Below are 26,270 nucleotides of genomic sequence, written 5' to 3'. Positions count from 1 at the left end.
CCACCGACGCGGCGTTCAGCCCGTCGCGCCGAGCTGATCCTCGAGCCCCTCGAGGTCAGCAATCAGCGCGTCGATGCGTGCACGCTCCGTCGCCGACGACGCCTCGGCCGCGGCGAGCGTCGCGTCGCGGCCGGCCAGGGCCGCGTCGTCGCGCGCGAGCAGACCGGCGGCCGCCGCGAGGGTGTCCTGCGCCGGTGCCATCGGCAGGTCGGTGCCGTCCCACCACACCCAGGACAGCCGGAGCCGCGACCGGTCGTCCGCCGACATCGCGGCGACCTCGTCGACCTTGGCCTGGTACGTCTGCCGGTACACGTCCCGCGACGACACGTCCGCCGTGAGCTGCGCCCGCGCCTGCGCGTTCGCGACCTCGGTCTCGGTCAGGGCCTCCGAGGACATCCGGATGGTGGCCGCCAGGTCGTCGAGGAGCGCCTCGAGGTCCTCGTAGACGCCGACGAGCGACGCCCGGTCCGCGACGAAGCGCAGGTACGTCTGCTCGAGGACCGGGTCCAGCCCGCGCACCTGCGTCCCGAGGTAGGCGAACAGCTCGGTCGGTCGGCTCTCCGGGTGGTCGCCGACCGACGCCGCGACCTGGGCGTGGACGCTGTCGTCGGGGGGGACCGCCGCGATGGCCGCCTCGAGAAGCGGCGTGAGCTCGTCGCGCTCCGCCGGGGTCAGCCGCTCCCACGCCGCGTGGAGCGTCTCGTGCGCGGCGGTGACCACGGCCTGCCCGGCCACCCGCGGGTCGGCCGGGCGGTAGACCACGATGGCGTGCAGGCCCGGCCGGTAGCAGCCGACCCGACCGCCGGCGCCCAGCCGTGGTGCCGTCTCGTCGTTGCATCGACCGGCGAACGCGGCGGCATCAAGGATCTCGGGGCGGGTGCCGTAGAAGATCTCGCGGCCCTCGTCGGACAGGAACGCGGCGTCCGCGAGCGCGATCACGTCGGCCGACGGCACAGGCACCTCGGCCGGTCCGCCTCCGGCCTCGCCGATGACCGGGATCTGGGGGTCGTCCAGCGCCGTGACCAGCTGGTCGGTGTGCCCGCGCAGCAGCCAGGCACCGGCGAGGAGTGCGACCAGGAGCGTGATCACGGCTCCGCGGCCGCGCCGGGGCGGACGCCGGGTGCGATGGCGCGGCGCCTCGACCTGGGGCAGCTGTGCGGCGGCTCGCTCGTCGACGAGCCACTGCGGTACGCGCCCGCTCGGAGAACGCGGGAGGTCGTCGGACGCGGGATGCACCTCGGGGCTATCGGTCGACGGACGCTCCGACTGGAGCCCCTGGGTGCAACGTCAGCCCAGACGCCCGGCCAGCTCCTCGAGCTCGGTGCGGTTGCGCTCCAGGTAGTCGTGCACGGGGCGCGACGACGACTCGTCGCGGATCCCCACGAGCAGCTTGGGCGAGTCCTGCGTCACCGTCACCGACCAGCTCCCGTCCCGGTCGACGACGAGCAGGAACGTGATCGACTCCGTCGGGGACTGCGACGCGAGCTCCTCGAGCAGGTCGCTGACGACGAAGAACAGGTCCCGCGGCGCGTCGTAGTCCTGCTGCACCAGGCCGTCGGGCGTCTCCACGACGACGATCTCCACCATCGCGATGTCGGCGCTCGACCCGGACCAGGTGCTCTCCTGGCGCGAGACGATCCGCAGCCACCCGGCGGGCGCCGAGGACGGGAAGCCGGTGGCGATCCGCTCGACGACCGCACGCTGCTCGGGGGTCAGCTCGACCGTGGGGGCGTCGTCAACCTCGGGGTTGGGCATCATTGGTCCAGTTGTACTTGAAGGTCTCCCCGTCGATCTTGAGGTCGACGAGGAACCTGTCCGGTCGGGCGGTCCCGTTGGTGTCGCGGTACATCGGCTGGATGTGGATCTCGACGTTGCCGGGCGCCTCCCCGCGCAGGGCCGCGCGGATCTTGCGCTCCATCCTGGCCCAGTCGCCCTGGTTCAGGTTGACCTTGCCGGCGTACGGCTTGCCGTTGCCGGGCAGCACGTTGAGCCGGTTCGTCGGCCCGCCGAGCGAGTCCGCGACGAGGTGGAAGCCGATGTCGTTGGGCAGCCCCTCGTTGCCGATCGTCGCGGTCAGCGTGCTGTTGCGGCCGCCGTCGCCGAGCTTCATGCTGCCGCTCACGCTGTTGGTGCGGCCGAGGGCGTCGGTCTCCCACGCCATCCCGTTGAACTCGTAGATCGCGTTCGGGTGCGGGGCGTTGGCGGCCCGGTTGAACGCGTCCATGTTGTCGAACTTCAGGTGCGGGATCGGCACGCCGTCCGCGCGCGCCACCACCGACAGGGTCGCGTCGAGCGAGAGCAGCTTGTCGACGTCGACCCCGTGGTCGATCAGCTCGGCGATCTCCTCGGCCTTGAGCGCGCGGCGCGTCCACTTGCCGCCCACCGCTCCCCAGCCGAGGAACGGGATCATCGACGCGCTCGACAGGCCCGCGTCGATGACGTTGCCCTCAGCCGCGTACCAGACCGCGTTGATCGCGTCGGCGCCCTCGCCGATGAACGGGATCAGGCCCAGCCCGTCGAGGACCATGTGGCCGATGTCCGAGATCGGGTTCGCGTTCTTGCGACGCTCCTCGATCTCGGCGGCCATCACGTCGATGACCTCGCGCGTGTCCGTCGCGATCGAGGCGCTGATCGTGCTGCCACCCTCGAACGGGGTGATCGCCGCCGCGATGGCCGCGTTCGACCCGGCGCCGTCGTCGACCGGCCAGCGCCGCTCCGCGAGCACGTAGTTGAGGAACGCGTTGACGTCCGCCGACTTGCCGCCGCCCGCGATGTGCACGGTGTCGCCGGTGCTGAACAGCCACTGCGCGGCCTCGGGCGAGCGGCCGACCGCGGCCATGATCCCGGCCAGCGGGTCGTAGGTCTCGGTGTAGCCGGTGGGGGCGCCCTCGTCGTCGCCCTGGACCGGGTCGATCGCGCCGAAGCCGTCGCCCAGACCGTGCGACCGGTCGTACCACATGTCCCGCGTGTCGTAGCTGCGCTCGTAGTCGTAGACGTCGGAGGCGACGGTCTCCAGGAAGGGGGCTGAGAACGTCCCGCGCGAGATCACCAGCCCGAGCGCGCTCGCCTGCCCCAGCACCTTCGGGTACTCCTCGGTGATCGCTGCCGACCACCGCTGCGCGTACCCGGGCGGCAGCGCCAGGTCGCCCGTGCCCTGAGTCGCCGTCCCGAACGTGACCCCAAGACCGGTCAGCACGGCCTCGTAGTCGTCGTCGAACGCCTCGATGTCGCTGATGTCGGAGCTCATGCCGCTCTGCTCGGCCATGACCCGGCGGGTCGAGGACGCCTTGATGACGAGGTCGGCGACCTGCTCGGGGGACAGCCGGGTGGCCAGCTGGTGCGCGAAGTACGGGTCGGTCGCGTTCGCGTTCAGCAGGTCGACGAGCTCCTGCGGCAGGTCCCCGTCGTCGTAGTCGTCGATGAGGTCCGCCGCCCGGTCGGCCCGGGCCTCCGCCTCCTGGGGCGTGGCCGTCGGCAGCTTCGCCTCGTCGAGCTGCACGAAGTTCTGGAACCCCGGCACCTGCGACTCGATGAACCGCGCGAGCGCGAGCCGGCGACGCAGCCCGGGCAGCTGCCCGTCGACCCAGGACTGCACCCCGTCGAGCCGGTTCAGCTCCTCGGCGTAGAGCATCACGTTCTCGAGGCCGTACTTCAGCGACGAGCGGTGCGACGACACGTCGGACGACGCGGTCTCCATCGCGCGCACCAGCGCGTCGAGTTGCCGCAGGTCGATCGACGCGATGCTCACCGCAGGTTCCTCCAGCGGGTCTGCCAGGCGCCCAGCTCGACCTGCTCGGGTTCCGACGAGATCGCGTGGTCGAGGGTCGTCATCGCGCCGTCCGCCGCCGTCGTCAGCGCGCGGCGGTGTCCGGTCAGGTCGGTGTAGAAGTCGTCGGCGACCGGGCTGACCCACGCCCCCGCGTCCATCGCGCGGACCACCGCGTCGAGGTCGTCGCGCAGGTCGTCGGAGACCGGCTTGGCCCGGGCGCGCGCGCTGCGCAGCGCAGCCAGGTACGGGTTCGGGATCTCGCCGGTCACGGGGCCGCCTCAGGTCGCCGGGGCCGCCGGGACACGCCCGTGCTCCGCGACCCAGACGTCCAGGTAGGTCTCGAACCGGCCCAGGGACTCCTCGTCGTAGATGCCGTTCGTGCGCTTCGGGGTCTCGTAGCCGAAGTCCAGCTTCACGGAGCCGTCCGGGTCGAGCAGCAGGTCGAGGGTGGTCCAGCGGCGGTCGGGGCCCTCCTGCGCGGAGAGCTCGTTCAGCTCGGCGACGGCGTCGTAGAGCGGCTCGTCGTAGGGGACCTGACCGTAGAGCCACCGGTCGCCGCCGTTGACCACCGCGGTCGTGATCCAGTTCAGCGACACCTCGCCCGGGGCGACCGGGCTCGCCTCCCAGTTGCCGACGAGCCGCGCCCAGCCGGCGGGCGCGATCTCGGCGAACCGGCGCGCCACGACACCCAGCTGCTCCTGCTGCTCGGCGAGTCCCATCCGGCGGCCCCCTTCGTCGTCGATGTCCGGGTCCATGATGCCGGTCGGGACGGACACCCGGCATCCCGAGTCTCAGGCGCCGGCGTGCCGTCGCATCTCGTCGGCGAGCTCGGGGTTGCTCGGCTCGAGGTGCTCGATGACGTTGCGGACCACCTCGGGCTGCTTGTTCTGGCTGAGCTTGGCGCGGGCCTCGAACCGGGTCACCCGCATGCGCAGGCCGACGGTCCCCTTCGCGATCCGACGGGTGCCCTCCTCGTCCTCGGCGAGGCTGCGACCGCCCGGGCGGTGCCCCTCGAAGTGGTCGGTGAGCCGGCCGAGCATCGCGTAGTTCTCGTCGTCGGACAGGACGTCCGGGGTGCCGTACAGGTGGGCCGTGACGTGGTTCCACGTGGGGACGAGGTCTCCCGGCGCGTACCAGCTGGGCGACACGTAGTCGTGCGGGCCCTGCACGATCACGAGGATCTCGTGCTGCCCGAGCTCGTGCTCCACCTCGTCGGGCCGCCCGAAGTGGCTGATGATCGTGAGCTCGTCCGCCTCGTCGTCCACGAGCGCGGGGTAGTGCGACGCGACGAGCCCGCCGGACGCCGGTGAGACGAACGTGGCCCAGGGGTGGTTGCGGATCAGCCGTCGGACCTCGTCGGGGTCGGTCATCAGGTACCGCGGGGTGTGGCGCATCAGCGTCCTTCCGTCCGGGTGAGGTCGATCCGGTAGAACGCGCTGTTCGGGTCGAGCCGGTAGTCGGCGAACGGCGGGCACGCGACGAACCCGGCACGCTCGTACAGCCGGCGCGCGGCGGCGAAGTAGTCCTGCGTCCCCGTCTCCAGGTGCACGGTCCGGTAGCCGCGGTCGGTCGCGTGCGACAGCACGTGCGCGAGCAGGGCGGTGCCGACGCCGCGTCCGCGCGCCTGCTCCGTCGTGCGCATCGACTTGAGCTCGGCGTCCGCCGGGGCCAGCTGCTTGAGCGCGGCGCAGCCGAGCAGGTCGCCGGACTCGTCGCGGGCCGACCAGAACGTGATGCCCGGTGCCGACAGGGCCGTGGGGTCGAGGGCGTGCACCGACTCGGCGGGGGACGTGGCGAACATGTCCGTGAGGTGCTCCCCGAGCAGGGCGAGGACGTCGGGGCGCTGGGGGTCGTCGACGGCGATCATGGGCAGCATGCTCGCCTGCCCGGGCGGCCGTGCCAACTCAGCCGTGCTCGAGCACCTGCTTGAGCTGGGCGAGGTCGCCGGTCACCTGGGCCGCATCCCGTTCGAGCTCGTCGTCGCTCATCCCGGGCGCCCGGCGCAGCGTGAAGACGACCTCGCAGCCGTCGCCGTCGGCGAGCGCGCGCAGCGGGACGTGCACCGTCTGACCGAGCGGCGTGCGGACCTCGTGGTCGAGCACCCCGAACGGGTTCTGGGCGGCGAACTCGACGCGCGCCCGTCCGTCGGGCGTCTCGACGAACCACCCCTCGTCGGTCCGGACGACGTCGCCGCCGAGGCCGCGCGCCCACCGTGGCAGGTTGTCCGGGTCGGAGACGAACGCGTAGACGTCGTCGACAGACCGCTCGATGTACACGCTGAGGTGCCGCGACTCGGTGCTCACCCGGCGATCGTGGCACGTCTGGTCGGCTCCGGCGGCCGGACCGGCACGTTCGCGACGACGACCAGCGGCCACCGGCTCGACGGTCGCGAGCGCCCGCCAGGGACGCAGCGAGGGGCCGGATGCACGCATCCGGCCCCTCGCTGTGTCGTGCCGGCTAGGACGTGCAGGCCTGGCCGTCGAGCCGGAACTGCAGGGGCGCCTGAGCCTCGCCGGTACCGGTCACCAGCAGGGTGGCCTTCTTGCCCGGCGCCAGCGTCGGCAGTGACCGGGGTGCCGTGACGGTGACCGCGTTGCCGGACTGGACGAACGAGCCGCCCACGACCGCCCGCACCCGCTGGTTGCCCTCGAACTCCCAGGACAGGTGCCACGGGCTCAGTCGCTGCGTCCCGCGGTTCTCCACCGTGAGGGCCGCGACGAAGCCGCGGTTCTTCGGGCCGCCGACGCTGGTTCCGACCACCTTGACGTTGCAGGTGAGCGGTGCCAGCTGAGGAGCGGCGAGGGCGATGAGCTCGCGAGCCTGCTGCGTGAACCACTGCCCGGCGGCGGGGTCCGCGATGCCACGCTCAGGGTCGAGCGGTCCGGCCGTGCCACGGAAGCACTGGCCGTCGGACTCGCCCGGCACCTTGATCCACAGGTAGGCGTCGACGAGCGCGGAACCGGTCGAGGTCGTCGGGCGCGCGCCGAGCCCGCGGTCGGGCGGGTTGCACCAGTCCTCGTGCGCCGGGTAGACGTTCGGCGGGTACTGCCACGGCCCCAGCGCGTTCCGGCTCGTGTCGATCACGAACGTGGCGGTCGGTTCGACCCCGCCGAGGATCGAGGCGTAGCGCGAGTCGATCCCCGCCGTGCTCAGCGCGGGATCGGTCGCGTCCGGCGTCCACCGGCCGTACTGCGACATCGCGGTGCCCTGCCAGCCGTTGGCCGGACCGCCGTTCCAGTACTGGTTGCCGCAGCCGGCGTAGTCGCCGGGGACCACCTGGGTGGCGTAGGCGATGCACGACGAGACCCAGGTGCCGTAGGCCGTCCCGTTCTCGGTGAACTGGTAGTTCGAGGCGTTGAGGAAGAAGCCGGTGGCCTTCTGCACGCCGGCCTTGACCAGGCGGTCGCTGATCTCGCCGACGTTCAACCAGGCCGACGACGTGCCGTCGAGGTAGACCTTCACGTCGGGCAGAGCCGAGAGCACGTCCACGGCGTGGTTGAGCTGGGCGAACCGGGCCGCGGTGGCCGTCGCTGCGTCGACCTCGGCCGGCTGGCACCAGTCCATCGAACCGTCGAGGTTCGTGTAGTGGGGGATGATCCCGAGCCCGTCGGGTTCGAGGATCACCGTCGCCGAGCGGTTGCCGATCCCGGCCGCGAACCCGTCGATCCAGGCGGCGTATGCCGCGGTGTCCGCGGCTCCTCCGGCGGAGTACTGCGCGCAGTCGCGGAACGGCAGGTTGTACGCGACGAGGACCGGCAGCTGGTGGACGGCCGACGCGGCGGAGACGAGCCGGTCGACGTCGGCGCCCACGTCCTGAGGCGTACCTCCGGTGAACCAGGTCGCCGACGGGACGCTGCCGAGCAGCTGGGCGTCGGCCCGTGCCTGCCCGCTGAGGGTCTGCGCGGCTTCCAGGGTCGTGCTGTGCGGGTCGGCGTAGAACGTCGTGCCCGTCGGGGGGGCGGGCTCGGCCGCATGGGCGGGGGCGAGCATCGTGAGCGAGACCGCGAGTGTCGCGGTCGCCGCCAGGGCCGTGCGGCGCATCGGGGCGCGAGTGCGGGGCATGTCTCTCCTGAGTCGTCGTTGACCAGATGGAACTGGAAGCGCTCCCATTTATTTCCACGCCATTCTGCGCACATCGGGCACGGAACGTCAACGCCGCGGGCGCCAGCCGGCTCCAGCCTCGGAACCGACGCGTGCGCCGGTAAGGTTCGGGGCATGGCAGACCCCACGACGGCTGGTCCCGGGGACCAGGGTCGCGAGGGGTCGCCCGAACCCGGCCCGGTGCCTGCGTTCCGGGTGGCGACGCTCGACGAGGTCGCCCAGAGGGCCGGGGTCTCGCGTTCTGTGGCGTCGCGGGCGATGAACAACGCCCGCAACGTCAGTGCGCCGAAGCGGGAGGCAGTCGCGCGGGCGGCGAGCGAGCTGGGCTACGTCCCCAACGCGACGGCCCGTGCCCTGGCGACGAGCACCGTCGGGTCGGTGGTCCTCGCGGTCTCCAACGACGACCCTTCGCTGTTCGGGGATCCGTTCTTCTCCCAGGTTCTCGTGGGTGTGGCTGCGGCGCTCGACAGGTCGGAGCTGGACCTCACGCTGATGCTGGCGTCCTCGGAGCGGGGCCAGGCACGGCTCGAGCGGCTGCTGCGGTCCCGCCGGTCGGACGGGGTGATGCTGATGGCCCTGCGCAGGGATGACCCGCTGAACCGGGTGGCTGCCGCGACCGACCTGCCGGTGGTCCTCGGGGGCCGCCCGTTCGATGCGGCCGCCCGGTGGTACGTCGACGTCGACAACCGCGGGGGCGCGCGCCTCGCCGCGGAGCACCTGCTGAGGTCGGGGCGTCGCCGCCTCGCCACGATCGCCGGGCCGGCAGATCTGCAGGCATCGGTGGCCCGGTACCAGGGGTTCGCCGACGCCCTGGCGGTCGAGCACCTCCCCTCGGACTGGGTCGAGCACGCAGACTTCACGTTCGAGGGCGGCTCCGCGGCGATGGCGCGACTGCTGGCAGCGCACCCCGAGATCGACGGTGTGTTCGCCGCGTCCGACAACATGGCGGCCGGTGCCCTGCGCGCACTGCGGTCCGCCGGCCGCCGCGTCCCCGAGGACGTCGCCGTCGTCGGTTTCGACGACCTGGAGATCGCGCGCCACACCGAGCCGGCGCTCACGACCATCAGCCAGCCGATCCGCGGGCTCGGCCACGAGATGGCCACCATGCTGGTGCGGCTGATCGACGGGGACTCACCGACGCCGATCATCCTGCCCACCCGCCTGGTCGTCCGCGGCTCGGCGCCCGGCGCGACCTGACCGTCGCGCCGGTGAGCCGTCGGTGGTGGAGCATGGGGTCGTGGAGATCCAGCTCAGCATGCTCGGCGTGATCGTCAGCGACATGCCGACCGCACTGCGCTTCTACCGGCTGCTCGGGCTCGACATCCCGGCGACCGAGGACGAGAAGCCGTTCGTCCTGCACCGCATGGGCAGCGGCGTGACCCTCTTCTTCGACACCGTCTTCGCCCGCCGCTACGACCCGGCGCACACCCGCCCCGCCCCGGGCGGCTACCAGGCGCTCCTCGAGTTCTACCTCGGCGACGACCGGGCGGTGGACGCGAAGTACGCCGAGCTGACCGACGCCGGGTACCACGGTCGGATGGCGCCCGAGCAGACGTCAGGCCCGTACGCGGCGATGGTCGACGACCCCGACGGCAACGTCGTCCTGCTCACCTCGGACGACGCCCTCGGCTGACTCACGGCTGGCGGCGGACGACGACCCACGCGGACCCGTCGTCCAGACCGCCCGGACCCGTGCGGACGAACACCAGCCGGTCGTGCAGCCGGTCGCGTCGGCCGGCCCAGAGCTCGACCTCGGAGCAGTCGATCCGCCAGCCGCCCCACCCGTCGGGCACGGGCACGTCGTCGGGCGAGCCGGTGTCCGGAAATCGTCGTGCGCAGTCGTCGTAGGCGGCGACGAGCGTCGAGCGGTCCGCGACCGGCCGGGACTGGTCGGACGCCCAGGCGCTGATCCGCGACCCCCACGGCCGCGCCCGGAAGTACTCGGTGACCTCGTCGCGAGGAAGCGGGACCGCCTGCCCGCGGAACCGGACGGCCCGGAACATCGACGGCCAGGTCAGCGCGGCCGCGATGCCGCCGGTGGCCGCGATCTCGGTGCCCTTGGCCGAACCGAGGTCGGTGACGAACCCGGGGCCGGCGTCGTCGAGGAACCGCAGGAGGACCGTGCGGACGTTCGGCATGCCGGCGGCGTCGACGGTGGCGACCGCGAACGCCGTCGGGAACGGGACGTCCCCGAGCCGCGCGTCGCGCTCCTCCGCCTGGGCCAGCCAGTCCCGCACCTGCTGCAGCGGGGTCGGCGCGAGGTCGGTCTCGCTCAACCCCTCGCCCGGGTAGTCCTGGTGCACGACGTGGCTCATGGCCGAAACCCTAAGCCGGACGACGGCGCATAAGGAGTTGTCAGCGCACACCGCTCGGACGACCATGCGAGCCATGGCTGGGCAGGGCACCGCGGGACGCAGCGAGCTCGCGCGCCGGGCGCTCGACGGGTACGAGCACGGTCCCGACGCTCCGCAGCGCGCGACCGCGGAGGCCTGGGCGAGAGCCGACGGCGCCGACGTCGTGGTGGTCGTCGAGGGCATCAGCGACCAGATCGCGGTGGAGACGGCCGCGGCGAGTCGCGGTCGGAGCCTCGCCGCGGACGGGGTGGTCGTCGTCCCGATCGGCGGGGCCCACGCCGTCCACGGGTTCCTGGGCCGGCTCCGCACCCCGGCGCGGCTGGCCTGCCTGTGCGACGAGCGCGAGCAGGGCATCTTCCGGGACGCGCTGACCGCCGTCGAGCACCTCGGGCTGTTCGTCTGCGTCGAGGACCTGGAGGACGAGCTGATCCGGGCCGTCGGGGTCGGCGGCGTCGAGGCGTTGCTGGAGTCGCAGGGCGACCTCGGGTCGTTCCGCTCGCTGCAGCACCAGCCGGCCTGGCGGGACCGGGAGGTCGACGCCCAGCTGCGGCGGTTCCTCGGCAGCGCCGCACGCCGCAAGCTCCGCTACGCGCGGCTGCTGACGCAGGAGGCTGTGCGCCGGGACACCCTGCCGCGCCCTCTCGACGCGCTGCTCTCCGTCGCGCTCAGACCGGCCCCGAGCCCCAGCTGAAGAACGAGGTGGGTGACTCGCTGGCGCCGAGCGAGCGGTAGAACTCCAGGGCGTGGGTGTCCTCCTCGTCGGCCGGGACGAAGACCTCCGTGATCCCCGCCTCGGCCGCCAGCCCACGCAGCGCCACGACGAGCGAGCGACCGACGCCGTGCCGGCGGAAGTCCTCGTGCACGGCCAGGTCGTAGACGAACAGCTCCGCCGACGGCGAGCGGGTCATCGGGATCGTGTGCGCGGTGATCCCGCCGACCACGCGTCCACCCTCGAACGCCGCCACCGCCCAGAACGCGCCCGAGGCCAGCAGCCCGTCCAGGTACTCGTCGCCCAGCGGCTCGGCGCCCTCCTCGAACGCCGCCGCCATCAGGGCGAACATCTCCCGGGCGTGCTCCTCGTCCCCGGGGCCGAGGCGCTTCGTCCAGGAGATCGTCATGACCTCATCGTCCTGCGCTACGGCTCACGCCCGCACGTGCTCCACCGCCGCCATCTCCAGCTCCCTCCCCAGGTGCCGTCAGCCTCGCAGATCAGCCGTGCCCGGGACCATCCGTCCGCGGCGGGTGGGCCGCGAGCAGGCCGAGGCACAGGATCCAGCCGCTGATGCAGGCGATGTGCACCCGCTGGCTCGCGCCCACCGCCCACGCGGGGTCCTCGGTGCTGTGGAACCAGGCGAACACGAGAGTCGACGCGAGACCGCCGATCCACACGAACCACCAGGCCACCCGCTTGAACCACGCCGGCCCGAGCACCCGGACCGACAGCCACGCCGCGGCCGCACCGACGTACAGCGCCGTGTCCGAGACGATGCTGCTGGCCTCGTGCACGCCCTTCACCAGCTCCTCGCCCGACCCGTCGCACGGGATGCCCGACCCGCAGGAGGTCGCCACGACCGCGGCCAGCGCCGCACCGAGCGCGAAGACGAGCGTCCCGCCGACGAACACCTCCCGCCAGACACCCGACGGCAGTCGCCGCCGCACGGCCGGCAGCAGGCTCACGACGAGCACGGCGCAGATCACGTCGGTCACGCGCAGGAGCGTCGCGTTCGGCTGTCCGGGCGCCTCCAGGAGGCTGACCACCTCGCCCATCCCCGTGAAGCCGCGCAGCACCCAGTCGAGCAGGAAGTTGCTGTAGAGGAGCGCCGCGCAGACGCCGACGACGATCGGCGCGGCGCGCAGCGGTCGCTCGTCGGGCAGAGGCACAGGGGCATCCTCCCCGAGCGCGGGCCTGTCGGCTCGCGCGGCCCACCGGCCGACCCGGGTGCTAGTCGCCGCCGGTCGTGAAGGCCGGTCGGGGGCGGGTGTCGACGGTGAGCCTGAAGACGTCGGGTCGGTTGTAGTGCCCCGCCGGGTCGAACAGCCGGCGGGCGGCGCGCACCTGGGCGAGGTCGATGTCCGCCGTGAGGATGGCCTCCTCGTGCCTGACGGGACCGGCGAGCAGCTCGCCGTTCGGGCCGACGATGACGCTGTTCCCGGGTTCGACCCAGCCGCCGTCCCCGTCCTTGACGGTCCAGACCTGGTCGCGGTGCGGGAAGTCGGACGGGATCTGGTCGACGTGCGTGCACGGGTTGACGCCGATGACGTAGCAGCGGCCCTCGCGCGCGATGTGGCGCAGGGTCGCCACCCAGCCGTCACCACCGGCGAGCGTCGGAGCCGTCCAGATGTCGACGCCCTGCGCGTAGAGGTAGAAGCGCGCCAACGGCATGTAGTTCTCCCAGCACGTCAGGCCGCTGAGCCGGCCGAACGGTGTGTCGACGACCGGCAGCGTCGAGCCGTCGCCCATCCCCCAGACGGTGCGCTCCGACCCGGTCGGCACGAGCTTGCGGTGCTTGCCGAGCAGGCTCCCGTCGGGACCGAGGTAGAGGGTCGTGTTGTAGATCGTCGACCCGTGCTGCTCACGCTCCTCGACGTTGATGACGACGTACGCGTCCGCGGCCTTCGCAGCGGCGCCGAGCGCGTCGGTCACCGGGCCGGGAACGACGACCGCCTGGTCGACGAGGAGGGCGAACCAGTCCTCGTCGCCGTCCCAGATGGGTCTCGAGTCCATCCAGATGGGGGTGCCCGGGATGAAGACCTCGGGGAACACCACGATGCGGGCGCCCTCGGACGCTGCCCGCTCGATCAGCAGCACCGCCTTCTCCAGGCAGGCCTGCTGGTTCATCAGCACGGACGCGGCCTGGACCGCCGCCACTCGCGTGAGAGCCATGGTCGGCACCTCCTCGGACCCTGTCCGACCAACGTACTCGCGGGTGCGTCGGCTACGTGAGGGCCAGGTACTGGTGGACGAACGCGATCACCATGCCGCCCTCGCCGACCCCGGCGGCCACCCGCTTCACCGAGCCCGACCGCACGTCGCCGGCCGCGAAGATGCCCGGCACGGTCGTCTCCAGCGCGAACGGGTCCCGTGCCAGCGCCCAGCGGCCGCCGGCACGGGCGTCCGCACCCGTCAGCACGTAGCCGTTCTCGTCGCGCGCGACCTCGTCGGGAAGCCAGGACGTGACGGCGTCCGCGCCGATCATCACGAACAGGACCTCGATCTCCCGCTCGTCCACGGCGCCCGTGCGCCGGTCGGCGACGTCGATCCGCTCCAGCCCGTCGGCACCGCGCAGCGCGACCACCTCCGACCGCGTCTCGACCGTGATGCGCCGGTGGGACGCGATCTGCTCGATCAGGTAGGTCGACATGCTCGCCTCGAGCGACTCGCCCCGCACCACGAGCGTCACGGACCGCGCGTACCGCGAGAAGAACAGCGCCGCCTGCCCCGCGGAGTTGCCCGCCCCGATGATCACGACGTCCTTGCCGTGCGCGAGCCCGGAGTCGCTGCGCGCCGCCCCGTAGTACACGCCCTTGCCGACGAAGCGGTCGATCTCGTCGATCGCGACGTGCCGCCACTCGACGCCCGACGTCAGGACGACGACCTTCGCGCCGACCCGCGTGCCCCCGTCGAGGGTGAGGATGTGCCCATCGGGCTCGATCCCCTCGATCGACCGGGTCACGACGATCTCGGCGCCCAGCCGCTGCGCCTGCCGCAGCGCCTTGCTCGCGAGCTCGTCGCCCGAGACGCCGAACGGGAAGCCGGTGTAGTTCTCGATGCGCGTCGAGGTGCCGGCCTGGCCGCCCGGCGCGAACTTCTCGACGACGAGGGTGCGCAGCCCTTCGGCCGCGCCGTTGACCGCCGCGGTGAGCCCGGTCGGCCCGCCGCCGACGATCACCACGTCGTACTCGTCGGTCGTCGGGACCACCGACAGCCCGCCCGCGAGCGCGATCTCGCGCATCGTCGGGTTCGCCAGGACGCGACCGTCGGGAAGCTCGACGACGGGCCCGGCCTCGGCGCTCTCCACCGTGTCCGACGAGATGCGGTTGCGGTGCAGGAACGTACGGATGTCGTGCACGCGCGGGTCGGACAACCGTCCCCGGACCACCATGTCGGGGGTCGGCTTCTCTGCCGCGATCTCCTTGAGCCCCTCCATGCGGCCCTGGGCCAGCGCACCCACCGTCGCGACGACCTGCGGGGCGCTCGCCGCCAGCGTGAAGAACGTGCCGACGTCCAGCCGCAGGATCCGCGACGGCTCGACGGCCGCACAGCTCGCGGGCATGTTCATGCTGAGCATCACCGGCACCTCGCCGTACAGCTCGCCCGGCCCGCGCGGCCCGATCACGCGCTCGACGCCGTTCACGTTCTTGGTGAGCTCGACCAGTCCCTCGACGACGACGAACAGCGCCCGCTCGTCGCCCTCGTGCACCGCGAACTCGCCCGGCAGCAGCGCGATGTCCTCCACCGACCGGGCCAACAGGTCGAGCTGCTCGGGCGTCAGGTCGGCGAACAGCGGGATCGCGGTGAGCTCGTCGGGGCGGATCACGGGACCTCTTCGTGGTGCGGCGCGGGACGTCGACATCGTCGCAGATCCGGTCTCGCACGCCGCTAGCCCGCGCCCGGCCCGCGCAGGTCCCGCGCGCGCCAGACCACGGCCCGGGCCGGATCGCCCGTCGTGCCGGCGTCGACGCGTTCCACGACGAAGCCCTCGCGCTCGTAGAACGCCGCCGCGCGCTCGTTGGCCGCGAAGTGCTCGACGTACAACCTGTCGATGCCGGCCGGGAGCTGCCTGACCAGGGCGTCCACGAGCTGCGGGCCTACGCCTCGACCTCGCAGGCGCGGCGCGACGTAGAGCTTGTAGACGACGTGGTCGGAGCCGTCGCGCCCGCGCTGCGCGACGCCGACGATCCCCTCCTCCGACACGGCGACGACCACCAGCCCCGCGCCGACCGCGGCCGCGACCTGCTCCTCGCTCCACCACAGCCGGACCTGCGCGTCCGCTGCCTCGGCGCCGATCAGCGGCGCGTAGTGCGGCCGCACGTGCGCCTCGCCGAAGCCGCAGATGCCCGCGACGTCCTCGGGCCGGGCGTCGCGCACGACCACGTGTTCTCCCGCTGTCATCTGGCCCCTTCCTGCCGGTCCGGTCCGCCCGCCGCCGATGTCGGAGGCTCCTAGCCTGCCGGGATGCACGTCACCTCGCGCGGCACCGGAACGGCCCTCGTCCTGCTCCACGGCTTCCAGGTGGACCACTGCCTCCTGCTGCCGCTCGACCCCGCGACTGACCGCGGCCCTCCTGACGGACTGGCTCGCGCGGATGCGCGGGTCCGTCGCAGACTGAGGCGTGCTGGTCGATGTCGCACGCCTCCGGAGCGAGGCCCACGAGCGCGCGGTCGCTCGACCGAGACGCCCGTTCGCGGGCTCGGTGGAGGACCTGTCGCCGGACGGGCTGTCGATGCGCCGCTACACGCCCGACGTCGCGCGCAGCGGGCTGGCAGTCGTGTTCCTGCACGGCGGGTACGGGCTGTTCGGTGACGTGGAGCTGCAGGACGGGTACTGCCGGCTGCTCGCCGGGACGCTCGGCGCGGTCGTCGTCTCGGTCGACTACCGGCTCGCACCGGAGGGCACCCTCGACGACGCCGTGACCGACGCCCTCGCCGGAGTTCGTCTCCTGGAACGCGACGGGGCGACCGACGTGTACCTGTGCGGAGACTCCGCAGGCGGTGCCGTGGCGACTCTCGCCGCCGCGCGGCTCGACCAGGGGCTCGCGGGTCTCCTGCTCACGAACCCCAACCTGGACCTCTCGCTGGCGTCCTTCGACACCGAGCGGCCGGGCGGCCCCGACCGGGAGCTGTCCGCGTGGTCCTTCCGAGCCTGGGCGCGGGTGACCGATCTCGCCGATGCCCCGCGCCTGTCCCGGCTCGCCGCGGCTCTGCCACCCACCGTGGTGGTCGTCGGGACGCGGGACTCGCTCCTGCCCGAGGCACGTGCGCTGGCCGAGGCGTGCGAGCGTGCGGGCGTGGAGTGCCGCCTCCTCGAGCTGGAGGCAGCCGAGCACGGATTCGTCGGGGCCGGCCGTGCCGACGAGGCGCTCGCGGCGTTCCGAGAGCTGACGGCTCGCCCAGGCGCGTGAGGTGCGACGACCGGTCCCGTCCTCCTCATCGGGTCCAGCGATCGAAGTCGGCGGGCGCGACGTTGCTGCCGCAGAGGATCGTCGCCACGGTCCTGCCGTCGAACCGTCCGGCGCCCTCGAGGATCGCCGCGACGCCCAGGGCCGCAGCCGGCTCGACCACCAGGCCCGCGTGGCCGAGGAGGAGGCGCATCGCCTCGACGATGCTCGCCTCGGAGACCAGGACGGCGTCGTCGACGACCTCCTGGAGGTCGGCGAGCACCTCAGGGATGACGTACCGGCCGGCGACACCGTCGGCGATCGTGTCGGGCCGCCCCACCTCGACCGGTGTCCCGGCGCGCAGGGCGAGCGTCATGGCGGGCGCGTTCTCCGGCTGGACGCAGACCACCTCGGTGCCCGTGCTCAGGCACTTCAGTGCGAGGCCGACCCCCGACGCCATCGCGCCTGCTCCCAGCGAGACCAGGACCGCGGCGAGGGGATCCGGGTGCTCCGCGAGCTCGAGCCCGATCGTCCCCGCGCCCTCGCACGTGTCGACGTCCTTGCTGTCCTCCACCACGTAGGCGCCGGTCTCGTCGGCCAGCCCTGCGGCCACCTCCAGGGCGCGCTCGATCTCGCCGTCGACGAGCACCACGGTCGCGCCGAGGGCCTCCATCCGCCGCAGCTTCAGCGGGTTGGCGGCCGACGAGGCGACGACCGTGACGCCGATCCCGCGCGCCCGACCGCCGAACGCGAGCGCCTGACCGAGGTTGCCGGCGCTCGCGCACACGACGGCGTCCGCCGACCCGCGCTCGAGGAGTCGGGCGAGCACCGTCTCCGTCCCGCGGCCCTTGAACGAGCGGACCGGGTTCAGGGTCTCGACCTTGAGGACCAGACGGCAGCCCAGCACCGAGCTCAGCGGCTCGCACTCGTACTGCGGGGTGTCGAGGAACAGCGGGCTGATCTGGCTGCGGGCACGAACGATCCGGTCAAGCTCGAGCCGCACGGGAACCTCCCGCGCGCTCGACCACGACTCCTCGGCAGCTTCTCAACCGCGCAGCCCTGCCAGCAGCGCGCCGGCGGTCGCGGCGGCGGCGGCGATCCACACCAGGGTCGGCAACCGTTGCCAGAACGGCTTCACGCGCGCACCACCTCCCCCTGGTCCGTGACCTCGACGTCGACCGCCTCGAGCGGCTCGGTCGCCGGCCCCTGGACGACCTGGCCCGTGGTGGCGTCGAAGCCGCTGCCGTGGCAGGGGCACCGGATCACGCCGCCGCTCACGCCGCCGACGAGGCATCCCTGGTGGGTGCACACCGCGTCGAAGCAGCGGACGGTCGTGCCGTCGCGGGTCAGCACCAGCTTCTCGTCGGGGAGCACGAGGCCGCCGCCGTCGGGCACGTCGTCGATCGATGCCAGCGGGCCGGAGCCCTTGCCCTTCCCCGAGCTGTCCTCGGTGCCCGGGTAGTCGTCGCTGCCGGAGTCGTCGCTCGTGGGTGCCGGCCCGAGCGCCACGAAGCCGAGGTAGCCCGCCGCTCCGGCCGCGAGCGCGACGCCGGTCCCCTCGAGGACCGAGCGGCGACTGACCTCAGACCCGGTCATGTCAGTAGCTCGCATACCCGGACTGCCCGAAGAACCAGAAGGCGGAGCTGAACCAGACGACCACCAGCACGCCGGCGAGCAGCCCGCCCAGCACCGGCACCGTGGCCGACGGGAGCCCGCGCAGTCGCAGCGCCAGCATCTTCGCCGCGAAGACGCCGTAGAAGACGCAGCCCGCGACGGAGTGCAGCAGCACCCGCGTCGAGCCGTCCTCGAACCCGAGCGACCACACGCAGTGGAAGACCACGGGCATCGTCAACAGGAACGCGGCGACGCCGGTCCAGCGATGCAGGCCCACCACCCAGCCGGGTGCGACGCTGACGCCGGGCAGCTTCCCCCACATCGCCAGGGCGGAGAGCACCTGGACGACGACGAGCGCGGTGGCCGCCGTGGTCAGCCACGCCTTCATCTGCAGCATCCCGCTGAACCCGAACGTGGTCAGCGCGGCTCCGTCGCCCGGGTGCACCTTCGCGTACGCCGCGAGCGCAGCCGCGACCGCCAGGGCGAGCGCGCCGAGCGCGGCCAGCCCCCACTGCGACGGCTGTCCGGCCGCATCCACCTCTGTGCCCACCCGTCGATCGTGCTCTCCGTGCAGGGTCGGGCGATAGCCCCAGCCCGTGCGAGGAGACGGCGCCTACCCGAACCTCGTCCACTGGCCTTCGGAGATCACCTCGACGGTCCCGTCGACGACCTGGATCGCCGTCTGCTCGTCGATGGCGTAGGCCGGGCCGTCGATGTCCGCGGCCCACCGCTCGGCGTGCGCCAGGGTGTTCGTCGGGAACGCCTCGAGGTGCGGGAAGATCGAGAAGTCGACCACCCCCAGCGTCCGGTCGTCGGGCGCAGACGCCCACTCGACGAAGTAGTCCCCGATCCGGGGCGTCATCACCATGCTCCCCGCGCTCACTCCCACCCACACCGTGTCGGGCAGCGTCGGCAGCAGGTCGGCCAGCCCGGACTCCCGCATCCAGTGGCTGAGGTACGTCGCGTCACCGCCGTCGACCAGGAGCACGTCGGCTTCCTTGACCCAGGGCACCCACCGGTCCGCACCGATCGTGGGCAGCGCGGTGAGCTCGAGCACTCCGAGCGACGCCCAGCCCAGGCCGGAGAAGTACCGGAAGTCGGGATCCGCGGCCACCAGGCCCCGCACCGACTCCGGCCCGCACATCGGGTGACCCCACTGGGCGGTCGGGACGACCAGTGCACGGCACGCGTCGATCGGCTTGCCGAGAAGCTGCACGAGCGCCGAGCGGATGCTCGGGTTCGTGACGCCACCGGACGTGAGCAAGAGCTTCACGGTGCCTCCAGGTCCGGGCGTGACAGGGATGCTGGATCCTCCCGCAGGACGAGCCCGGACACGAGCCGGAAACCAGCGGTGCGCTCGATCCGCGGCGGGCACAGGCCGCCGTCACGACCCCGGGAGTCCGCCGAGCCGACCGGCGACGTCCACGGCCAGGGCGATCTGGTGCTCCAGCGCGGGCGCGCTTCCCCACCACGAGACCGAGGTGACGACGAGGCCCTCGCGGGTCACCTGCATCGACCACAGCTCGGCGGGCCGCACGCGTCCGTCGCCGTGGGCGGCGTCCGGCCAGTGCTCGACCCGGTGCCGGAGCTCGGCGTCCAGGATCCCGTGCGGATCCGTGTAGGCGTACCGACCCTCGGCGAGCGTCGACGAGGGGCGTCCTGCGAGGCGGCCGAACCACGCGCCGACCTTGCCCAGGTCGGACTGTGGGCCGACCCGGTGCACGTCCAGGGTCGGCGACGCCGACGAGTGCACCGTCCGCAGCCCCGGGGCGACCCACCTGACGAACGACGCGGGGTCGTTCTCGCCTGTCGGCGTGCCGTCGTCGAGATCGCAGTACCAGCCCGGAGGCTCACCTGCGGGCTGGAGACGGGCCGTGTGGGCGCCCGTCCGGGTGACCAGCAGGCCGCGGGAGTGCGCCACGTCATCGATGAAGCCGTTCGCGGAGGCCGCCACCACGGCATCGTAGGTCGCGCCTCCCGAACGCTCGTCAGAGCACTTCGTTCCGGCGGCGCTCAGTGGCCCCCGGCGTCGAACGCCGGTGCGAACCGCAGCTCGCCCCGCGGCGGAGGGCCGGAGAAGGTGATGTGCTGGACGACGGCCCGGTCCAGCTCGTGGTGCGACAGCTGGCCGTCGCCCGTGAAGCCCATCCGGCCGTAGATGTTCGGGTCACCGATCAGCGCGCAGCCGCGCGCCTCGCGATCCCGCAGCCGGCGCAGACCCTCGGCCACGAGCGCCCGACCGATCCCCCGCCGTTGCCGGTCGAGCCGGACGGAGATCGGCCCGAGCCCGAACCAACCGTCGTGCGCCCCGTCGATCGTCACGGGCGAGAACGCGACGTGACCGATGACGTCGCCGTCATCCTCCGCCACCAGCGAGAGCGTCAGGTCCCCGGTCGCCCGCAGGGCCCGGATGATCGGCGCCTCGGAACCGTCGCTGAACCACTGCGGCTCGAAGGCCTCGATGGTCAGCCGATCGATGGCGTCGACATCGGCGGGACGTTCGGGTCGGATCAGCACCGTCGCCTCCGGCTCGCGGGACGCGCCCAGCTCAGGCGCGCCTCGCAGCGTAGGGCCGGGTGGCGCGGAGCCGAAGCGGATATGCGCCGGCCCACTGAGCAGCAGGAGCGCCGGCACGAGGACGATGGAGCCGGCCGCGAGAGTCACCACGGACCACCCACCGACCACGAGGAGCATGGTCGAGGTCAGGGTGCCCACGGCGGCCGAGATCCACACGACGGCCTCCGCCATACCCTCGACGCCCGCGCGCTGCTCCTCGGGCAGCCCGACGGCCAGCGACGCACTCCCGCCGACGAAGCACAGGTTCCAGCCGTACCCGAGCACGAACAGACCCATCGCCTGGGGGACGAGGTCGCCGGATGCGGCAACGAGGGTCGAGGCGAGCAGCGTGGCGAGGCCGAGCGCCATCACGGGTCCGGGGCCCAGGCGGTCGACCAGGCGCCCCGTGACCGGCGACAGGACGAACATGCCGAGCGTGTGAGCCGCGAGGACGAGCCCGACGACGTCCAGACCGTGATGGTGCAGGTGCAGCTGGACCGGCACCGACGTCATCACGACGGCCATCACGACCTGCCCGGTGACCATCACGGCGAGGCCGTCGCGCCCCGCCCGGGACACCCAGATCGCCCGAAAGGACGCTCCGGACCTGCTCCCGGGTCGTCGGGCCGTGCGCAGCCTGCTCACGGCCAGCGCGGCAAGCAGGCCCGCCGGCACGCTGAGCAGGAACGCACCGGAGAGTGCCGGCTGTCCGAGGGTGTGCGCGAAGCGCGCGGTCGGGAGCAGGAGCAGGGGGCCGCCCACGGCGCCGACGGTGCCGGCCCAGACGATCAGACCGATGGCGAACCCTCGGCGTCGCGTGGGCACGAGCTCGGCGGCCACGTACCGGGACAGCTGCGCGGCAGCGTTCCCCAGGCCGATCAGGAGCATGGCGACGACGAGCAGTCCGACGTGGCCGAGGGGCACGGCCACGGCTCCGGCCGCAGCGCCGAGCGCAGTCGCCAGATACCCGAGCCGCAGGGCCGTCGGAGTTCCGGAGCGGCGGGTGAGCGACGTGACCAGGAGTGCGCCGACCCCGGTTCCGACGACCGCCGCGGTGCCGGGCACCCCGCCCCAGGCCCGCCCCAGGACGTCGACCGCGACCAGTGCGGCGACCGTGCTGGTGGTCGCGATGACCGCGCTGCTCAGGGCGGCGCCGACGAACAGCGCCGACGTCGCCGGGGCGATGCGGGTGTGGAGGCCTGTCGTGCTCTGCACCATGCGATCGACGCTACGAAGGCCCAGCGGCCCGGTGAATGGCCGATTGCAGGTGTTGATGGTCCTTCGCCTGTCGATCACGAGGTGTTCCGGCGCTACGGTTTGTGGATGAGCAAACCGCTCGACGGCACCGACTGGCGCATCCTCTCCGAGCTCCAGGACGACGGCCGCTTGTCGTTCAACCAGCTCGGCCGGAAGGTCAACCTCTCGGCGCCCGCAGTCGCTGACCGGGTGCGTCGGCTGGAGGATGCCGGCGTGATCGCTGGCTACGAGGCCCGGATCGACCCGGCTCGCGCGGGCCTCCCGCTGACCGCGTTCATCAAGCTGCGGTGCTCACCCGGGCGCTGCCTGCTCAAGACGACCGCATCCGACGAGTTCCCCGAGGTCGTCGAGATCCACAAGCTCAGCGGCAGCTCGTGCACCCTCCTGCGGGTCCGCGCCGCATCGATGCCGCACCTGGAGGAGATCTTCGAGCGGATCGGGAGGCACGGCGAGATCGACACCCAGATCGTGCTCTCCACCCAGTACGAGGGCCGACCCGTCACCGAGCCGCCCGCGCACACCCGGTCCGCACAGCCGTCGCCGGGATGGAGCCGTGGGCTGCAGGCGGACGACGCCTGAGTCCGATGTCGGGCTCTGACCTGCGGGCCCGTGCGGCTGGCCCCGGTCAGGCAGCGAAGCCGCTCGGTCAAGGGCGAAGCACGTCGGCGGCGTGTCTCGCCCTCGGAAGGACTAATCGCGGGCGACCGTGGGAACGCTTCCGCTAGCGTGTGGCGCGGCACTCGACGCGGCCCGCGGTCTTCGGGCCGGCAGCCATTGGGGGCAACGGTGACGGACGCGGCCAGCGTGACGGACGTCGAGCAGATCGGTGCGGACGCCGCCCGCCCGACGTTGCGGGGTCTCGGCCGTCGCCTGACGCAGCGTCGGACGGCCGGCAGGCAGCTCCGGCGGCTGACTCGATACGCAGGTACGCCGTTGGTCGTCGGGACCATGGCGGTCCACGTCCTCGCGGGGATGGCGCCGGTCGTGTTCATGATCGGCACCGGCCTCGCACTGCAGCACCTCGATGACGGCGGCGCCATGCCGTGGCTGGCGCTGGCGATCGGGGCGTTCCTCGGTCAGCAGCTGCTCGCGCCCGTGCAGCTGGTGCTCTCCAAGGCGGTCGCCCGGCGGGTCGACGCCGCGTGCCTCACCCGCTTCACCGGCTTCGCGTTGGAACGCGCGGAGCTCGCGACCCTGGAGCGGCCCGAGGTCGCCGACCGGCTGAACCAGGCCGACGAGGCGTTCGAGCAGTGGACTCTGACCCCGGGGACGGCCGTCGAGGGCGCCCTCGCGCTCACCGCCAGATACACACAGCTCGTCGGAGCCGTCGTCCTGCTCGCCGTCGCGGCAGGCCCCTGGGCGGCGCTCGCCGGGGCCGTCGTCGCGCTGGTCGCTCGGGCCGGCCAGACGGAGGCGTTCTTCCGCTGGGGCCAGCTGATCCGCGGCTTCCAGCCGCTGCGCCGCCGCGCTACGTATGTCCGCGAGCTTGCGACGAGCACCCGCGCGGCGAAGGAGATCCGCACGCTCGGCCTGGTCGACTGGCTCGACGAGCGCTACACGGCCGAGAACCAGGCCGTGCTCCGACCGTTGTGGCGCTGGCGGCGACGGGTCTACGGCGTCCCGTTCGTCACGTACACCGTGATCGCGTTGGTCGGGTCCGTCGTCGCGTTCGTCGTCATGGCGCAGTCGACGTCCAGTGGGCGCGTCGGCGCGGCGGCGGTCGCGGTGCAGGCCCTCGTGCTGTGCGCGCGGTTCGGCGTGATGTTCCCCGAGTCCGACGTCAAGCTCGTCTACGGCCGCAGTGCGTGGGAGGCCCTGCTCGAGTTCGAGGCGCTCGCGGAGCAGGACGCCGGACCTGACCTGGCGGCACCCTCCGTAGCCCGCACCACCCCCGCGAACACGATCAGCATCCGGCAGGTCCGGTTCGGCTACCGACCCGACCGCCCCGTGCTCGACGGCCTCGACCTCGAGCTTCCCGTCGGGACGTCGACGGCTCTGGTGGGGGTGAACGGCGCCGGCAAGACGACGCTGGTGAAGCTCCTGACCGGCCTGTACCGGCCAGAGGCCGGGACGGTCAGCGTGGACGGCGTCGACCTGCGCCGCCTCGACGTCCACGCCTGGCAGCGAGCGTTCGCGATCACGTTCCAGGACTTCCTGCGCTACGAGATGCCGCTGCGCGAGAACGTCGCCATGGGTGCGATCGAGCACCGGAACGACGACGCGGGCCTCGAGGCCGAGGTGCGCCGGGTCGGGCTCGGCGACCTGCTGGACGGCCTGCCCCTCGGCCTGGAAACTCCCCTGACGCGCGGGCTGCCCGGCGGTCGGGACCTGTCCGGGGGGCAATGGCAGCGGCTCGCTCTCGCCCGATCGTTGTTCGCTGTCCGCCACGGTGCGTCCGTGCTGGTGCTGGACGAGCCGACCGCGCAGCTCGACGCTCGCGGCGAGGCCGAGTTCTACGACCAGTTCCTCGACCTGACCCGCGGCGTCACGAGTCTCGTCATCTCGCATCGATTCTCCTCGGTGCGGAGGGCCGACCGCATCGTCGTGCTCGACGGCGGGCGGATCACCGAGGCGGGCAACCACGACGAGCTCGTCGGCCTCGGCGGCACGTACGCGGGGATGTTCGAGGTGCAGGCACGGCGCTTCGGAGAGGCACGGAGCCGACGGGTCGACGGCGCCACCGTGAACGTCGAGCAGGACGAGCGGGGGAGGGCGCAGTCATGAGGGACGTGATGTTCTGCCTCGGGCGACTCTTCGCGATCGGCTGGCGGCTCGACCGGCGCCGCCTGCTCGTCGGCGGCGGCCTCCTGCTCCTCGGCGCACTGGCCACGCCCCTCGTGGCCGTCGGCGCGGGCCGATTCGTCGACGCCGTCACGCTCGGCGCGGTCGGGGACGCCACGACCTGGGGAGTCGTCGTCGCCGTCGCGCTGACCGGCGAGCTCATGCTCGGGCACTTCGCGCACCTGTACTACTTCGAGCTCGCGGAGCTCACCGAGGAGCGGTTCAACCGCGAGCTGCTCCGACTGGTCAACGGCCCCGAGGAGCTCAGTCACGCGGACGACCCGGCGTTCGCCGACCGCGTCGACCTGCTCCGCCAGGACGTCATGCAGCTGCGCTCGACCGTGCAGTTCGGGCTCCAGCTCGGTGCGGTGGCCGTGCAGCTGCTGCTCACCGCCCTCGTGCTCGGGGCAGTCTCGCCGTGGCTGCTGGCGTTGCCGGCCGCTGCAGTGGCGCCCGTGGTCCTCGGCCGCCGCGCCGAGGCGGGTCTGCAGGCGGCCCGCGAGCAGCAGGCACCGACGACGCGCGGCATCCGCTACCTGCGCCGGTTGGCCGCCGACCCGGCCTCCCAGAAGGAGGTGCGACTCGCCGGAGGCGCCGACTTCCTGCTCGCGCGGCAGTCGGCGCTGCTCGACGAGTACGGCTCGGCGATGGCGAGGGCGGACCGCCGCCACGCACTGCTGCGCGCGGCAGGGCAGCTGGTGTTCGGTCTGGGCTACGTCGCTGCGGTGCTCTGGGTGTACGAGCTCGCTCGCACCGGCCGGGTCTCCGCCGGCGCCGTGGTCGTCACCGTCACGCTCGCCACGCAGCTCGGATCGCAGGTGTCGTCGGGGATCGAGCTCCTGGGTTCCGTGCACCGCGCCGTGGCCGGCCTACGCCGCTTCGTCGCGTTCGACGAGGAGGTCGCGCGAACCACCGCCCCCGTGCGCTCCGGTCAGATCCCGGCTCACACAGTCGACGGAATCCGGCTCGAGGGGGTGGTGTTCCGGTACCCCGGGTCCGACGAGGACGCGCTGCGCACCCTCGACCTGCACCTGCCTGCGGGGGTCTCGGTGGCACTCGTCGGTGAGAACGGCGCCGGCAAGAGCACGCTGCTCAAGCTGCTCACCGGCCTCTACCGGCCCTCGGCCGGTCGCATCCTCGTCGAGGGCGTCGACCTGCAGGAGGTCGCCCCGGCAGCCTGGCGTGCTCGCACGGCAGCGCTGTTCCAGGACTTCGCCCGGGTCGAGCTGTCGCTGCAGCACAGCGTCGGCATCGGCCGGCTGACGCAGGTGGACTCCCCCGACGCCGTCACCACGGCGGCGAGCCGCGCCGGCGCGGGGGCGACCGTCGAACGCGTCGGCCTCGACGGAGTGCTCGGGCTCGGGTACGCCGACGGCGAGGACCTGTCGGGCGGCCAGTGGCAGTCCGTCGGTTTCGCGCGCACCCTCATGCGCACCGACCCCCTGCTGCTCACTCTCGACGAGCCGGCCGCGGCCCTCGACGCGCTCGCCGAGCAGCGTCTCGTGGACGCCTATCAGTCGACCGCGGCCGAGGTGGCCGCGACCGTCGGCGGGGTGACGATCTTCGTCACGCACCGCATGTCGACCGTGCGGCTCGCCGACCGGATCGTGGTGCTCGACGGCGGCCGTGTCGTCGAGCAGGGCAGCCATTCCGAGCTGTTGGCCGCAGGAGGCCCGTACGCACGGCTCTGGGCGCTGCAGGCCCGGGCCTACGCCGACTGACCGGGAGTGCCGACGGACC

At 72.8% G+C, this 26,270-nt stretch carries 28 protein-coding genes; 7 read left to right on the top strand and 21 right to left on the bottom strand.

Annotation, left to right across the window (positions count from 1 at the left end):
* Positions 1 to 15: 15 nt before the first annotated feature.
* The 9 genes from AC1DZC_RS09860 to AC1DZC_RS09820 all read right to left on the bottom strand — a co-directional run bounded on the left by AC1DZC_RS09860 (position 16) and on the right by AC1DZC_RS09820 (position 7,831).
* Positions 16 to 1,089: a hypothetical protein gene (locus AC1DZC_RS09860; RefSeq protein WP_477043121.1), complete on the bottom strand. Its 1,074-nt coding sequence runs from the start codon at positions 1,087 to 1,089 to the stop codon at positions 16 to 18.
* 198 nt (positions 1,090 to 1,287) lie between these two features.
* Positions 1,288 to 1,758 carry a hypothetical protein gene (locus AC1DZC_RS09855; protein ID WP_477043120.1) on the bottom strand — a complete coding sequence of 157 codons (471 nt, stop codon included), beginning with the start codon at positions 1,756 to 1,758 and terminating at the stop codon, positions 1,288 to 1,290.
* Positions 1,736 to 3,748: a DNA/RNA non-specific endonuclease gene (locus tag AC1DZC_RS09850; protein ID WP_477043119.1), complete on the bottom strand. Its 2,013-nt coding sequence runs from the start codon at positions 3,746 to 3,748 to the stop codon at positions 1,736 to 1,738. Before AC1DZC_RS09850 ends, AC1DZC_RS09855 begins: the two co-directional genes overlap by 23 nt.
* A complete protein-coding gene (locus AC1DZC_RS09845) occupies positions 3,745 to 4,038 on the bottom strand; it encodes a hypothetical protein (RefSeq protein WP_477037628.1) in 294 nt (97 codons plus the stop codon). Before AC1DZC_RS09845 ends, AC1DZC_RS09850 begins: the two co-directional genes overlap by 4 nt.
* A gap of 9 nt (positions 4,039 to 4,047) precedes the next feature.
* Positions 4,048 to 4,545 carry a hypothetical protein gene (locus AC1DZC_RS09840; RefSeq protein ID WP_477043118.1) on the bottom strand — a complete coding sequence of 166 codons (498 nt, stop codon included), beginning with the start codon at positions 4,543 to 4,545 and terminating at the stop codon, positions 4,048 to 4,050.
* Between the two features lie 15 nt (positions 4,546 to 4,560).
* Positions 4,561 to 5,163 (bottom strand): FMN-binding negative transcriptional regulator, encoded by a 603-nt coding sequence (locus tag AC1DZC_RS09835; protein WP_477037630.1) that lies wholly within the window; start codon positions 5,161 to 5,163, stop codon positions 4,561 to 4,563.
* Positions 5,163 to 5,636: a GNAT family N-acetyltransferase gene (locus AC1DZC_RS09830; protein ID WP_477043117.1), complete on the bottom strand. Its 474-nt coding sequence runs from the start codon at positions 5,634 to 5,636 to the stop codon at positions 5,163 to 5,165. Before AC1DZC_RS09830 ends, AC1DZC_RS09835 begins: the two co-directional genes overlap by 1 nt.
* Positions 5,637 to 5,673: 37 nt before the next feature.
* Entirely contained in the window at positions 5,674 to 6,072 is a 399-nt protein-coding gene (locus tag AC1DZC_RS09825; protein ID WP_477043116.1) for an SRPBCC family protein, read from the bottom strand.
* A gap of 154 nt (positions 6,073 to 6,226) precedes the next feature.
* Positions 6,227 to 7,831: a glycoside hydrolase family 6 protein gene (locus AC1DZC_RS09820; protein WP_477043115.1), complete on the bottom strand. Its 1,605-nt coding sequence runs from the start codon at positions 7,829 to 7,831 to the stop codon at positions 6,227 to 6,229.
* 153 nt (positions 7,832 to 7,984) lie between these two features.
* On the opposite strand from AC1DZC_RS09820, the gene AC1DZC_RS09815 reads away from it, so the two are divergent.
* Positions 7,985 to 9,067, top strand: coding sequence for a LacI family DNA-binding transcriptional regulator (locus AC1DZC_RS09815; protein WP_477043114.1), 1,083 nt, complete (start codon positions 7,985 to 7,987; stop codon positions 9,065 to 9,067).
* A 40-nt stretch (positions 9,068 to 9,107) separates the two neighbouring features.
* Positions 9,108 to 9,503: a VOC family protein gene (locus tag AC1DZC_RS09810; protein WP_477037635.1), complete on the top strand. Its 396-nt coding sequence runs from the start codon at positions 9,108 to 9,110 to the stop codon at positions 9,501 to 9,503.
* 1 nt (position 9,504) lies between these two features.
* Here AC1DZC_RS09810 and AC1DZC_RS09805 read toward each other — a convergent pair whose 3' ends face one another.
* Positions 9,505 to 10,185 carry a pyridoxine/pyridoxamine 5'-phosphate oxidase gene (locus tag AC1DZC_RS09805; RefSeq protein WP_477043113.1) on the bottom strand — a complete coding sequence of 227 codons (681 nt, stop codon included), beginning with the start codon at positions 10,183 to 10,185 and terminating at the stop codon, positions 9,505 to 9,507.
* Between the two features lie 73 nt (positions 10,186 to 10,258).
* Between AC1DZC_RS09805 and AC1DZC_RS09800 the strand changes: the two genes are divergently transcribed.
* Complete coding sequence (locus AC1DZC_RS09800) at positions 10,259 to 10,915, top strand: TOPRIM nucleotidyl transferase/hydrolase domain-containing protein (protein ID WP_477037637.1); 657 nt, start codon at positions 10,259 to 10,261, stop codon at positions 10,913 to 10,915.
* Here AC1DZC_RS09800 and AC1DZC_RS09795 read toward each other — a convergent pair.
* The 5 genes from AC1DZC_RS09795 to AC1DZC_RS09775 all read right to left on the bottom strand — a co-directional run bounded on the left by AC1DZC_RS09795 (position 10,890) and on the right by AC1DZC_RS09775 (position 15,337).
* On the bottom strand, positions 10,890 to 11,342 hold the full coding sequence (locus AC1DZC_RS09795) for a GNAT family N-acetyltransferase (RefSeq protein ID WP_477043112.1): 453 nt from the start codon (positions 11,340 to 11,342) through the stop codon (positions 10,890 to 10,892). The two genes, AC1DZC_RS09800 and AC1DZC_RS09795, sit on opposite strands and share 26 nt — an antisense overlap.
* Before the next feature lie 91 nt (positions 11,343 to 11,433).
* The gene (locus tag AC1DZC_RS09790) at positions 11,434 to 12,105 is read right to left on the bottom strand and encodes a DUF998 domain-containing protein (RefSeq protein ID WP_477043111.1); all 672 of its coding nucleotides are present in this window, start codon (positions 12,103 to 12,105) and stop codon (positions 11,434 to 11,436) included.
* A gap of 61 nt (positions 12,106 to 12,166) precedes the next feature.
* Positions 12,167 to 13,108, bottom strand: a complete 942-nt coding sequence (locus tag AC1DZC_RS09785) for a carbon-nitrogen hydrolase family protein (RefSeq protein WP_477043110.1) — start codon at positions 13,106 to 13,108, stop codon at positions 12,167 to 12,169.
* A 52-nt stretch (positions 13,109 to 13,160) separates the two neighbouring features.
* Complete coding sequence (locus AC1DZC_RS09780; RefSeq protein WP_477037640.1) at positions 13,161 to 14,762, bottom strand: FAD-dependent oxidoreductase; 1,602 nt, start codon at positions 14,760 to 14,762, stop codon at positions 13,161 to 13,163.
* A gap of 62 nt (positions 14,763 to 14,824) precedes the next feature.
* A complete protein-coding gene (locus AC1DZC_RS09775; protein WP_477043109.1) occupies positions 14,825 to 15,337 on the bottom strand; it encodes an N-acetyltransferase family protein in 513 nt (170 codons plus the stop codon).
* A 220-nt stretch (positions 15,338 to 15,557) separates the two neighbouring features.
* Here AC1DZC_RS09775 and AC1DZC_RS09770 point away from each other — a divergent pair, with 220 nt between their 5' ends.
* Positions 15,558 to 16,346 (top strand): alpha/beta hydrolase, encoded by a 789-nt coding sequence (locus AC1DZC_RS09770; RefSeq protein ID WP_477043108.1) that lies wholly within the window; start codon positions 15,558 to 15,560, stop codon positions 16,344 to 16,346.
* A gap of 25 nt (positions 16,347 to 16,371) precedes the next feature.
* Here AC1DZC_RS09770 and AC1DZC_RS09765 read toward each other — a convergent pair whose 3' ends face one another.
* The 6 genes from AC1DZC_RS09765 to AC1DZC_RS09740 all read right to left on the bottom strand — a co-directional run bounded on the left by AC1DZC_RS09765 (position 16,372) and on the right by AC1DZC_RS09740 (position 21,710).
* Positions 16,372 to 17,325, bottom strand: coding sequence for a threonine ammonia-lyase (locus tag AC1DZC_RS09765; protein ID WP_477043107.1), 954 nt, complete (start codon positions 17,323 to 17,325; stop codon positions 16,372 to 16,374).
* Between the two features lie 131 nt (positions 17,326 to 17,456).
* On the bottom strand, positions 17,457 to 17,918 hold the full coding sequence (locus AC1DZC_RS09760) for a Rieske (2Fe-2S) protein (RefSeq protein WP_477043106.1): 462 nt from the start codon (positions 17,916 to 17,918) through the stop codon (positions 17,457 to 17,459).
* A gap of 1 nt (position 17,919) precedes the next feature.
* Positions 17,920 to 18,486 carry a DUF6529 family protein gene (locus tag AC1DZC_RS09755; RefSeq protein ID WP_477043105.1) on the bottom strand — a complete coding sequence of 189 codons (567 nt, stop codon included), beginning with the start codon at positions 18,484 to 18,486 and terminating at the stop codon, positions 17,920 to 17,922.
* Positions 18,487 to 18,549: 63 nt separating this feature from the next.
* A complete protein-coding gene (locus tag AC1DZC_RS09750; RefSeq protein WP_477037647.1) occupies positions 18,550 to 19,209 on the bottom strand; it encodes a Type 1 glutamine amidotransferase-like domain-containing protein in 660 nt (219 codons plus the stop codon).
* A 111-nt stretch (positions 19,210 to 19,320) separates the two neighbouring features.
* The gene (locus AC1DZC_RS09745; protein ID WP_477043104.1) at positions 19,321 to 19,890 is read right to left on the bottom strand and encodes a hypothetical protein; all 570 of its coding nucleotides are present in this window, start codon (positions 19,888 to 19,890) and stop codon (positions 19,321 to 19,323) included.
* 59 nt (positions 19,891 to 19,949) lie between these two features.
* Positions 19,950 to 21,710: an MFS transporter gene (locus AC1DZC_RS09740; protein ID WP_477043103.1), complete on the bottom strand. Its 1,761-nt coding sequence runs from the start codon at positions 21,708 to 21,710 to the stop codon at positions 19,950 to 19,952.
* A gap of 105 nt (positions 21,711 to 21,815) precedes the next feature.
* On the opposite strand from AC1DZC_RS09740, the gene AC1DZC_RS09735 reads away from it, so the two are divergent.
* The 3 genes from AC1DZC_RS09735 to AC1DZC_RS09725 all read left to right on the top strand — a co-directional run bounded on the left by AC1DZC_RS09735 (position 21,816) and on the right by AC1DZC_RS09725 (position 26,251).
* Positions 21,816 to 22,328: an Lrp/AsnC family transcriptional regulator gene (locus AC1DZC_RS09735; protein ID WP_477037650.1), complete on the top strand. Its 513-nt coding sequence runs from the start codon at positions 21,816 to 21,818 to the stop codon at positions 22,326 to 22,328.
* Positions 22,329 to 22,553: 225 nt separating this feature from the next.
* Entirely contained in the window at positions 22,554 to 24,473 is a 1,920-nt protein-coding gene (locus AC1DZC_RS09730; RefSeq protein WP_477043102.1) for an ATP-binding cassette domain-containing protein, read from the top strand.
* Positions 24,470 to 26,251: an ABC transporter ATP-binding protein gene (locus AC1DZC_RS09725; RefSeq protein WP_477043101.1), complete on the top strand. Its 1,782-nt coding sequence runs from the start codon at positions 24,470 to 24,472 to the stop codon at positions 26,249 to 26,251. Before AC1DZC_RS09730 ends, AC1DZC_RS09725 begins: the two co-directional genes overlap by 4 nt.
* The last annotated feature ends 19 nt before the right edge of the window (positions 26,252 to 26,270 follow it).

Source organism: Cellulomonas sp. P2_B4, from assembly GCF_056404795.1.
This window is presented reverse-complemented; position numbering and strand designations above follow the sequence as displayed.